Source organism: Pseudomonadota bacterium, assembly GCA_039033415.1.
GTDB lineage: Bacteria > Pseudomonadota > Gammaproteobacteria > Xanthomonadales > SZUA-38 > JANQOZ01.
The window spans coordinates 132,185-140,562 of record JBCCCR010000016.1 but is presented as its reverse complement, the minus strand read 5'-3'; the positions used below and the strand labels follow the sequence as shown (position 1 = coordinate 140,562).

General features: G+C 60.2%; 18 protein-coding genes and 1 pseudogene. All 19 read left to right on the top strand.

The window, feature by feature from the left end; genetic code table 11:
- A partial coding sequence (tuf, locus tag AAF358_14820; GenBank protein ID MEM7706829.1) for an elongation factor Tu occupies window positions 1-163 on the top strand: 163 nt, incomplete at its 5' end.
- 43 nt (window positions 164-206) lie between these two features.
- Complete coding sequence (gene rpsJ, locus AAF358_14815) at window positions 207-518, top strand: 30S ribosomal protein S10 (protein MEM7706828.1); 312 nt, start codon at window positions 207-209, stop codon at window positions 516-518.
- A 200-nt stretch (window positions 519-718) separates the two neighbouring features.
- On the top strand, window positions 719-1,360 hold the full coding sequence (rplC, locus tag AAF358_14810) for a 50S ribosomal protein L3 (protein MEM7706827.1): 642 nt from the start codon (window positions 719-721) through the stop codon (window positions 1,358-1,360).
- 18 nt (window positions 1,361-1,378) lie between these two features.
- On the top strand, window positions 1,379-1,984 hold the full coding sequence (gene rplD / locus AAF358_14805; protein ID MEM7706826.1) for a 50S ribosomal protein L4: 606 nt from the start codon (window positions 1,379-1,381) through the stop codon (window positions 1,982-1,984).
- On the top strand, window positions 1,981-2,283 hold the full coding sequence (gene rplW / locus AAF358_14800; protein ID MEM7706825.1) for a 50S ribosomal protein L23: 303 nt from the start codon (window positions 1,981-1,983) through the stop codon (window positions 2,281-2,283). The genes rplD and rplW overlap by 4 nt, the downstream gene beginning before the upstream one ends.
- A gap of 10 nt (window positions 2,284-2,293) precedes the next feature.
- Window positions 2,294-3,130: a 50S ribosomal protein L2 gene (gene rplB / locus AAF358_14795; protein ID MEM7706824.1), complete on the top strand. Its 837-nt coding sequence runs from the start codon at window positions 2,294-2,296 to the stop codon at window positions 3,128-3,130.
- A gap of 6 nt (window positions 3,131-3,136) precedes the next feature.
- Window positions 3,137-3,409 carry a 30S ribosomal protein S19 gene (gene rpsS, locus AAF358_14790; protein MEM7706823.1) on the top strand — a complete coding sequence of 91 codons (273 nt, stop codon included), beginning with the start codon at window positions 3,137-3,139 and terminating at the stop codon, window positions 3,407-3,409.
- A gap of 23 nt (window positions 3,410-3,432) precedes the next feature.
- Entirely contained in the window at window positions 3,433-3,768 is a 336-nt protein-coding gene (gene rplV, locus AAF358_14785; protein MEM7706822.1) for a 50S ribosomal protein L22, read from the top strand.
- Window positions 3,769-3,807: 39 nt separating this feature from the next.
- Window positions 3,808-4,434 (top strand): annotated as a pseudogene (gene rpsC, locus AAF358_14780) (30S ribosomal protein S3).
- Between the two features lie 102 nt (window positions 4,435-4,536).
- The gene (gene rplP, locus AAF358_14775; GenBank protein MEM7706821.1) at window positions 4,537-4,950 is read left to right on the top strand and encodes a 50S ribosomal protein L16; all 414 of its coding nucleotides are present in this window, start codon (window positions 4,537-4,539) and stop codon (window positions 4,948-4,950) included.
- Window positions 4,950-5,168: a 50S ribosomal protein L29 gene (gene rpmC / locus AAF358_14770; GenBank protein ID MEM7706820.1), complete on the top strand. Its 219-nt coding sequence runs from the start codon at window positions 4,950-4,952 to the stop codon at window positions 5,166-5,168. Before rplP ends, rpmC begins: the two co-directional genes overlap by 1 nt.
- Window positions 5,165-5,419, top strand: coding sequence for a 30S ribosomal protein S17 (rpsQ, locus tag AAF358_14765; protein MEM7706819.1), 255 nt, complete (start codon window positions 5,165-5,167; stop codon window positions 5,417-5,419). The genes rpmC and rpsQ overlap by 4 nt, the downstream gene beginning before the upstream one ends.
- A gap of 33 nt (window positions 5,420-5,452) precedes the next feature.
- A complete protein-coding gene (gene rplN, locus AAF358_14760; protein ID MEM7706818.1) occupies window positions 5,453-5,821 on the top strand; it encodes a 50S ribosomal protein L14 in 369 nt (122 codons plus the stop codon).
- 31 nt (window positions 5,822-5,852) lie between these two features.
- On the top strand, window positions 5,853-6,170 hold the full coding sequence (rplX, locus tag AAF358_14755; GenBank protein ID MEM7706817.1) for a 50S ribosomal protein L24: 318 nt from the start codon (window positions 5,853-5,855) through the stop codon (window positions 6,168-6,170).
- Window positions 6,171-6,181: 11 nt separating this feature from the next.
- Entirely contained in the window at window positions 6,182-6,721 is a 540-nt protein-coding gene (gene rplE / locus AAF358_14750) for a 50S ribosomal protein L5 (GenBank protein ID MEM7706816.1), read from the top strand.
- A gap of 6 nt (window positions 6,722-6,727) precedes the next feature.
- Window positions 6,728-7,033, top strand: coding sequence for a 30S ribosomal protein S14 (rpsN, locus tag AAF358_14745; protein ID MEM7706815.1), 306 nt, complete (start codon window positions 6,728-6,730; stop codon window positions 7,031-7,033).
- 23 nt (window positions 7,034-7,056) lie between these two features.
- Window positions 7,057-7,449, top strand: coding sequence for a 30S ribosomal protein S8 (rpsH, locus tag AAF358_14740; protein MEM7706814.1), 393 nt, complete (start codon window positions 7,057-7,059; stop codon window positions 7,447-7,449).
- A 12-nt stretch (window positions 7,450-7,461) separates the two neighbouring features.
- On the top strand, window positions 7,462-7,989 hold the full coding sequence (gene rplF, locus AAF358_14735) for a 50S ribosomal protein L6 (GenBank protein MEM7706813.1): 528 nt from the start codon (window positions 7,462-7,464) through the stop codon (window positions 7,987-7,989).
- A gap of 28 nt (window positions 7,990-8,017) precedes the next feature.
- On the top strand, window positions 8,018-8,371 hold the full coding sequence (gene rplR, locus AAF358_14730; GenBank protein MEM7706812.1) for a 50S ribosomal protein L18: 354 nt from the start codon (window positions 8,018-8,020) through the stop codon (window positions 8,369-8,371).
- The last annotated feature ends 7 nt before the right edge of the window (window positions 8,372-8,378 follow it).

Sequence of the window (8,378 nt, the reverse complement as noted above, 5' to 3'; positions counted from 1 at the left end):
TTGCGAGCTTCCGGAGGGCGTTGAGATGGTGATGCCGGGAGACAACGTGCAGATGAAGGTTGAGCTGATCGCGCCGATCGCGATGGAAGACGGCCTTCGCTTTGCGATCCGCGAAGGCGGACGCACGGTCGGCGCCGGCGTAGTCGCCAAAATTATTGAATGATGAATGCGAGCTAACCCACGGGTTGCTCTGAGACCATAAGAAGATGTCAGACCAAAGAATCCGAATTCGCCTGAAGGCGTTTGATCATCGACTGATCGATCGCTCGGCGTCAGAAATTGTTGAAACCGCCAAGCGGACCGGTGCGCAGATCCGCGGCCCGATTCCCCTTCCGACCAAGAAGGAGCGGTTCACGATTTTGACGTCACCGCACGTTAACAAGGACGCGCGGGACCAGTACGAAATCCGGACCCACAAGCGTCTGATGGACATCGTGGATCCGAACGACAAGACGGTTGACGCGCTCATGAAGCTCGATCTGGCCGCCGGCGTAGACGTTCAGATTCAGCTGTATTGATGGATTTGGCTCGGCTGCGTTAAGCGGCCGTCGCTGAATAGCCCGGGCTATCCCGCCGGGCGTTAAAAGGGGTCAGGTCCCTTTTTAAAAAAACACAATAAAGGGAAAGAAGGGATCTGACCCCTTCTTCGAAAATTAGACGGCAGCGGCGCGAGCATGGCCTTGTGAATATGTCGCTGCCCACCATGAGAGAGATGGTAATGATTGGTGTAATCGGCCAAAAGCGCGGTATGACGCGAGTGTTTACTGACGACGGTGAATCCGTGCCTGTGTCAGTTGTAGAAGTTGCTCCCAACCGCATCACGCAAGTCAAAACCGAAGACAGCGACGGCTACCGGGCGGTGCAGGTCACCCGCGGCGCCAAGCGCGTCTCTTTGGTCAACAAGCCCAAAGCCGGACACTTCGCCCGCGCCAGCCAGGAGGCCGGTGACGGTCTGTGGGAATTCCGCCTGGACGACGGTGAGGGTGAAGACCTGGCCGCCGGTGGCGAGATCAAGGTCGACATTTTCGCCGAGGGGCAAATCGTCGACGTAACCGGGACCACCAAAGGCAAAGGCTTTGCGGGCGTGGTCAAGCGCCACAATTTCCGCATGCAGGACGCCACCCACGGCAACTCGCTTTCGCACCGGGCGCCTGGTTCTATCGGACAGTGCCAAACCCCCGGCCGCGTCTTCAAAGGGAAGAAGATGGCGGGCCACATGGGTGCGGTTCGCAGCACCACGCAGAATCTCCGCGTTGTGCGCGTCGACACCGAACGCAACCTCCTTCTGATCCGGGGCGCAATCCCGGGCGCCACCGGCGGCAAAGTGATTGTCCGTCCGGCGGTCAAGGCGAAGGGCTAAACCAAGGACTCTATGATCATGGAACTGACGATCAAAGGATCTTCCGACACCCTCAGCGTGGCTGACAGCACCTTCGACCGCCCCTTCTCCGAAGGTCTGGTCCATCAGGTGGTGACGGCCTACCTCGCTGGCGGTCGCGCGGGCACCAAGGCCACCAAGTCGCGCTCCGACGTGAGCGGCGGCGGGCGCAAGCCCTGGCGCCAGAAGGGCACCGGTCAGGCGCGTGCTGGCACCATCCGCAGCCCACTGTGGCGTGGCGGTGGTACAACCTTCGCGCTGCGGCCCCGCGACTTTTCACAGAAAGTGAACCGCAAGATGTACCGCGGCGCCATGCAGGCCATCCTTTCTGAGCTGGTCCGCCAGGAGCGTTTCGACGTGGTGCAGGACTTCGCGCTGGATGCGCCGAAGACCAAAGACCTGATGACCAAGCTGGCCGAATTCCCCGGGCAGCGCGTGGTGATCATTACCGAAGATGTGGGCCCGAATCTGTATCTGGCCGCTCGCAACGTTCGTGGCATCACGGTCATCGACTCCTCTGCGGTCGATCCGGTGACGCTGGTTGACGCTGATCGCGTCATCGCGACGGTCGATTCGGTCAACAAAATTCAGGAGTGGCTGAAATGAACAAGGAGCGCCTCTACCAGGTGCTGCGCGCCCCGCACGTGTCTGAAAAAAGCACGCGCGTTGGTGGCGAGGGTAACCAGTACGTCTTTAAGGTTGCCACCGACGCCAGCAAGCCGGAGGTCAAAGCGGCGGTGGAAATGCTGTTCAAGGTGAACGTTGAGAACGTCAACATGGTCAACGTGCGCGGCAAGTCTCGCGCTTTTCGGATGGTCCCCGGGCGGCGCCCGAACTGGAAGAAGGCCTACGTGCGTGTCGCGGAAGGCCAGACCATCGACGTCGAACAGCCAGTGGCTGACTAAGAGAATAACCATGGCACAAGTAATCAAGCTCAAGCCGACTTCTCCCGGCCGTCGCGGAACGGTTGTCGTCAAGCGTGAAGGCCTCTACAAGGGTCGTCCGCACGAGGCGCTGGTTGAGAAGAAAACCAAGACCGGTGGTCGTAACAGCGACGGCCGCATCACCACGCGCCACAAGGGTGGCGGTCACAAGCAGCGCTATCGGGTCATCGACTTCAAGCGCCGCAAGGACGGCGTACCGGCGAAGATCGAGCGAATCGAGCACGATCCGAACCGCAGCGCGTTCATCGCTCTGCTGTGCTACGCCGACGGCGAGCGTCGCTACATCGTGGCGCCGCGCCGGATGAACGTCGGTGACGAGGTTCAGTCGGGCCGAGACGCGCCGATCCGCAACGGCAACTGCCTGCCGCTGCGCAACATCCCGGTGGGCACCACGGTGCATTGCATCGAGATGAAGCCCGGAAAGGGCGCCCAGATCGCGCGTTCGGCCGGTGCGTCCGCCCAGCTGGTCGCTCGCGAAGGCGTCTACGCGACCCTGCGGCTGCGTTCCGGCGAGATGCGCAAGATCTCGCACGACTGCCGGGCAACGATCGGTGAGGTGAGCAACTCAGAGCACAACCTGAAGAAGCTCGGCAAGGCCGGCGCCAATCGCTGGCGTGGCGTCCGACCGACGGTTCGCGGTGTCGCGATGAACCCGGTTGATCACCCGCACGGTGGCGGTGAAGGTCGTACCTCCGGCGGTCGCCATCCGGTGAGCCCCTGGGGTACGCCGACCAAAGGCTACAAGACCCGTAAAAACAAGCGCACCGATCAGCTGATCGTTCGTCGTCGCTCGCAGAAGACAAGGTAATTCGAGATGCCACGTTCAATTAAGAAAGGCCCATTTATCGACCACCACCTGCAGAAGAAGGTGGACGAGGCGGTTGCCAACAACAGCAAGCGGCCGATCAAGACCTGGTCGCGTCGCTCTATGGTCGCGCCGGAGATGGTGGGTCTGACGATCGCCATCCACAACGGGCGGCAACATATCCCGGTGCTGATCAACGAAAACATGGTCGGCCACAAGCTGGGTGAGTTTTCTACGACGCGCACCTTCAGGGGCCACTCGGGCGATCGTAAGTCGCGCTAAGGCGGGATTGAGAAGGAATCATCATGGAAGCACGAGCAATTCTGAAACGGGCGCCGATCTCTGCGCAGAAGGTGCGCCTGATCGCTGACCTGGTCCGCGGCATGCCGGTCGAGAAGGCTGAGCAGGTGTTGACCTACAGTCCGAAGAAGGCCGCCCACCTGGTTAAGAAGGTGCTGCTGTCGGCCATTTCCAACGCCGAGCACAACGAAGGCGCCGACATTGACGAGCTGAGCATCAGCAGCATCTACGTCGACGAAGGTCCGACAATGAAGCGCGGGCGTGCCCGGGCGAAGGGTCGGGGTACACGAATTTTGAAGCGAACCAGCCACATTACGGTGGCGGTTTCCGATCAGGCGTAAGCCGCGGAAATCTGGGATAGATAGTCGAGATAGATAGCTATGGGTCAGAAAGTACATCCAACCGGCATTCGTCTGGGGATTTCCAAAGACTGGAACTCCAAGTGGTTCGCCACCGGTGAAGAGTTCGCGGACAACCTGAATAAGGATATCGAAGTCCGCGACTTCATCCGCAAGAAGCTCTCCGGGGCGGCGGTCAGTCAGATTCAGATCGAGCGGCCGGCCAAGACGGCGCGGATCACCATCCACACGGCGCGGCCGGGGATTGTGATCGGCAAAAAGGGCGAGGACATTGAGCGCCTGCGCGCTTCGGTTTCCAAGATGATGGGTGTCCCCACCCATATCAACGTGTCGGAAGTCCGCAAACCCGAGCTGGACTCGACGCTGGTTGCCGAGTCAATCGCCTCACAGCTCGAGCGCCGGATCATGTTCCGCCGCGCCATGAAGCGCGCCGTGGGCAACGCCATGCGGCTGGGTGCGCTCGGCGTCAAGGTGAGTGTCGCCGGTCGACTGAATGGTGCGGAGATCGCGCGCGGTGAGTGGTATCGCGAAGGCCGGGTGCCGCTGCACACGCTGCGCGCCGACGTGGATTACGGCACGGCTGAGGCCAACACGACCTACGGCATCATCGGCATCAAGGTATGGATCTATAAGGGTGAGGTGTTTGACCTATACGCAGGCAAGCCCGAAGCCGAGTCGTCAGAGCGGGGCGCGTCAGCCAAGAGCTGAAGTAGACCGGTTCACGACGATCAGTGTTAAGGAGATAAGAAAGTGCTTCAGCCCAAAAGGACTAAGTTTCGCAAGCAGCAGAAGGGCCGCAACCGCGGGCTTTCGCATCGCGGCAGCGAGGTCAGCTTCGGTGAGTTTGGCATCAAGGCCACCACCCGGGGTTTTGTGACCGCGCGCCAGATTGAAGCTGCTCGCCGAGCGATCACCCGCCACGTTAAGCGCGGCGGCAAGCTGTGGATCCGGGTTTTCCCCGATAAGCCCATCACCAAAAAGCCGCTGGAAGTTCGCCAGGGTAAAGGTAAGGGAAACGTCGAGTATTGGGTTGCGCCGATTCAGCCCGGCCGGGTGCTTTACGAAATTGAGGGCGTTAGCGAAGACGTGGCCCGCGAGGCGTTTCGCCTGGCCGGCGCCAAGCTGGCGGTCAAGACCACCTTTGTTTCACGGCAGGTGATGTGATGAAAGCTGCAGACCTGAAACTGAAAACGGAAGCCGAGCTCAAAGATGAGCTCGAATCACTGCGCAAGTCGCAGTTTGAAAAGCGGATGGCCATGGCGGCCGGGCAGCTGCCCGCCACTCATGAGCTCAAGCAGGTGCGCCGCAATATCGCGCGCGTGAAAACTGTGCTGGGTGAAAAAGCCCGTGAAGCGCAGGGCAGCAACGGTGAATCATCATGAGCGAAACGCAGATCAGAACTCAGACTGGCCGAGTGGTCAGCAACGCCATGGACAAGACGGTTACCGTCTTGCTTGAGCGTAAGGTGAAGCACCCGATCTACGGGAAATACATCAAGCGTTCGTCAAAGGTTCACGCCCATGACGAGGACAATGCCTGCAACGCGGGAGATACGGTTCGGATCACCGAGTGCCGTCCGATCTCCAAGTCGAAGAGCTGGCGCGTTATTGAAGTGGTCACGCGCGCGCAGTAGGGGCGAGCGGAAGGCTAGGAAAGGGACAAGACCATGATTCAGATGCAGAGCATGTTAAACGCGGCCGACAACAGCGGCGCGCGTCGGATGATGTGTATCAAGGTGCTGGGTGGCTCGAAGCGACGCTACGCCGACATCGGTGACGTCATCAAGGTGACCATCAAAGACGCCATCCCCCGCGGCAAGGTGAAGAAGGGTGAGGTGTACAACGCGCTCGTCGTTCGCACCCGCAAAGGTGTTCGCCGCAAAGACGGGTCGCTGATCCGCTTTGACGGCAATGCAGCCGTGCTGCTGAACGCCAAGCTCGAGCCCATCGGCACCCGGATCTTCGGGCCGGTGACCCGCGAACTGCGCGGTGAGAAGTTTATGAAAATTGTGTCGCTGGCACCGGAAGTACTCTGACCCGGCGCCGCTGAGACTGGACTGAACTGTTATGAAACGAATCAAGAAAGGTGACGACGTGATCGTGATCGCCGGGCGCAGCAAAGGCGTCCGTGGCCAGGTCATGTCGGTGCTGGAAGATGACCGCCTGCTGGTCGAGAACGTGAACCTGGTGAAAAAACACACCAAGCCGAATCCGCAGCAGCAGGTTCAGGGCGGCATCATTGAAAAAGAGGCGCCGATTCACGCGTCTAACGTGATGCTCTACAACGCCGCGACCGACAAGCCGGACCGGGTGTCTTTCAAGACCCTGGAGGACGGCAGCAAAGTGCGCGTCTTTCGCTCCAATGGCGAAGTGGTAGACGTTTAAGGCAGAAGATAATGGCGAGATTACACGACAAATATACGAATGACGTGGTGCCGGCGCTCAAGGACAAGTTCAGCTTTTCCAGCGTCGCCCAGGTGCCGAAGCTCAGCAAGATCACCATCAACATGGGTGTCGGCGAGGCCGTCGGCAACAAGAAAGCTTTGGAGAACGCGACGGCCGAGCTCGCTCGGATCAGCGGGCAGAAGCCTGTGGTGACCACCGCTCGCAAGTCGGTGGCGTCGTTCAAGATTCGCGACGGCTACCCGATCGGCTGCAAGGTCACGCTGCGTCGTGAGCGCATGTACGAGTTCCTGGATCGCCTGATTACGATTGCGATCCCGCGGATCCGCGACTTCCGTGGCATCAGCCCGAAGTCTTTTGACGGTCGCGGTAACTTCAACATGGGTGTGACCGAACAGATCATCTTCCCGGAAATCGACTACGACCAGGTCGACGAGATCCGGGGTATGGACATCGCAATTACCACCACTGCCCGGGACGATGCGGAAGGCCGCGCGTTGCTGGAAGCCTTCAACTTCCCGTTCAGGACCTGAAGAACTATGGCTAAACAATCAATGATTCAGCGCGAGCTGAAGCGCACCAAGCTGGTGAATCGCTTCGCAGAAAAGCGCACCGCGCTTAAGGCGATTATCGCCAGCGAGAAGAGCACCGATGAAGAGGTGATGGACGCGCAGCTGAAGCTGCAGAAGATGCCGCGCGACTCCAGCCCGGTGCGTCAGCGCAATCGCTGCCGCTCATCCGGTCGCCCGCGCGGTTATTACCGTAAGTTTGGACTGTCCCGCAACAAGCTTCGCGAAGCGATGATGCGTGGTGACGTGCCTGGCCTCAAGAAAGCCAGCTGGTAAGCAGGACCTAAGAGAGACCGATCATGAGTATGAGTGACCCAGTAGCAGACATGCTGACGCGCATTCGCAACGCGCAGCTGGCTGGCAAAAAAACCGTGTCCATGCCGACTTCCAAGCTGAAGGTGGGTATCGCCGGGGTGCTGAAAGACGAAGGTTATGTCGTTGACCACAGCGTGACCGGCGGCGAACAGCCTCAGCTGGTTATTGAGCTGAAGTACCGCGAAGGACGCGGCGTCATCGATCGCCTTGAGCGCGTGAGCCGGCCTGGGCTGCGCTGCTATCGCGGTAAAAACGACCTGCCCCGCGTCATGGGCGGACTTGGAATAGCCATTGTATCCACCTCGAACGGCATCATGACCGACCACAAAGCCCGCGTTGCCGGCTTTGGCGGTGAGGTGCTGTGCGTGGTGTCCTGACGGAGGCTCACGATGTCCCGTATTGCAAAACAACCGGTGACCCTGCCGAAAGGCGTGGAAGTTTCCGTTGCCGGACAGACCGTCACGGTCAAAGGCCCGAAGGGCAGCACCACTCTCGATCTGCATCCGTCCGTTTCGGTCGAGCAGGGTGAAGGTGAGCTGACGATGGTTCCGGCAAACGACGGCGCCGTGGCCATGGCGGGAACCATGCGTTCCCTGCTTGCCAACTGCGTCACCGGAGCCTCGGAAGGCTTCGAACGTAAGCTCGAGCTGGTCGGGGTTGGCTATCGCGCCCAGATGCAGGGCAAAGCGATCAACCTGACGCTCGGCTTCTCGCACCCGGTGGAGTTCACGCCGCCGGAAGGCGTGGACCTCGAAACGCCGAGCCAGACGGAAATCGTTGTTCGCGGCATCGACAAGCAGAAAGTCGGTCAGGTCGCAGCGGTGATCCGCAGCTATCGCCCGCCCGAGCCCTACAAAGGCAAAGGCGTGCGGTACGCGGGTGAGCGAATTGTTATGAAGGAAGCGAAGAAGGCCTAAGCCTTCGGTCGCGCCAGGGTTAGAAGACATGAACAAAAAAGACTCCAGACTCCGCCGCGCGAAGCGCGCCCGAGCCAAGATTCGTCAGCTGGGAATTCCCCGCCTGTCGGTTCATCGGTCCGGTCAGCACCTGTCGGCGCAGGTGATCGATCCGAAAACCGGCAAGGTGCTTGCCGCCGCGTCCACGATGCAGGCGAGCGTTCGTGAGGGCCTCGCAAGCTGTAAGAACGTCGAGGCCGCCACGCGTGTCGGACAGGTGATCGGCGAGAAAGCCAAGGAAGCGGGACTTGAGTCCGTCGCTTTCGATCGCTCCGGTTTCAAATATCACGGTCGGGTCAAAGCCCTGGCTGAAGCAGCCCGCGAAGCGGGCCTGAAATTCTAGGGTTCAA

What these genes read in the sequence shown, in the direction of transcription:
- rpsJ (MEM7706828.1), top strand. Translation starts at nt 207, where the DNA reads ATGTCAGACCAAAGAATCCGAATTCGCCTGAAGGCGTTTGATCATCGA.
- rplC (MEM7706827.1), top strand. Translation starts at nt 719, where the DNA reads ATGATTGGTGTAATCGGCCAAAAGCGCGGTATGACGCGAGTGTTTACT.
- rplD (MEM7706826.1), top strand. Translation starts at nt 1,379, where the DNA reads ATGGAACTGACGATCAAAGGATCTTCCGACACCCTCAGCGTGGCTGAC.
- rplW (MEM7706825.1), top strand. Translation starts at nt 1,981, where the DNA reads ATGAACAAGGAGCGCCTCTACCAGGTGCTGCGCGCCCCGCACGTGTCT.
- rplB (MEM7706824.1), top strand. Translation starts at nt 2,294, where the DNA reads ATGGCACAAGTAATCAAGCTCAAGCCGACTTCTCCCGGCCGTCGCGGA.
- rpsS (MEM7706823.1), top strand. Translation starts at nt 3,137, where the DNA reads ATGCCACGTTCAATTAAGAAAGGCCCATTTATCGACCACCACCTGCAG.
- rplV (MEM7706822.1), top strand. Translation starts at nt 3,433, where the DNA reads ATGGAAGCACGAGCAATTCTGAAACGGGCGCCGATCTCTGCGCAGAAG.
- rpmC (MEM7706820.1), top strand. Translation starts at nt 4,950, where the DNA reads ATGAAAGCTGCAGACCTGAAACTGAAAACGGAAGCCGAGCTCAAAGAT.
- rpsQ (MEM7706819.1), top strand. Translation starts at nt 5,165, where the DNA reads ATGAGCGAAACGCAGATCAGAACTCAGACTGGCCGAGTGGTCAGCAAC.
- rplN (MEM7706818.1), top strand. Translation starts at nt 5,453, where the DNA reads ATGATTCAGATGCAGAGCATGTTAAACGCGGCCGACAACAGCGGCGCG.
- rplX (MEM7706817.1), top strand. Translation starts at nt 5,853, where the DNA reads ATGAAACGAATCAAGAAAGGTGACGACGTGATCGTGATCGCCGGGCGC.
- rplE (MEM7706816.1), top strand. Translation starts at nt 6,182, where the DNA reads ATGGCGAGATTACACGACAAATATACGAATGACGTGGTGCCGGCGCTC.
- rpsN (MEM7706815.1), top strand. Translation starts at nt 6,728, where the DNA reads ATGGCTAAACAATCAATGATTCAGCGCGAGCTGAAGCGCACCAAGCTG.
- rpsH (MEM7706814.1), top strand. Translation starts at nt 7,057, where the DNA reads ATGAGTATGAGTGACCCAGTAGCAGACATGCTGACGCGCATTCGCAAC.
- rplF (MEM7706813.1), top strand. Translation starts at nt 7,462, where the DNA reads ATGTCCCGTATTGCAAAACAACCGGTGACCCTGCCGAAAGGCGTGGAA.
- rplR (MEM7706812.1), top strand. Translation starts at nt 8,018, where the DNA reads ATGAACAAAAAAGACTCCAGACTCCGCCGCGCGAAGCGCGCCCGAGCC.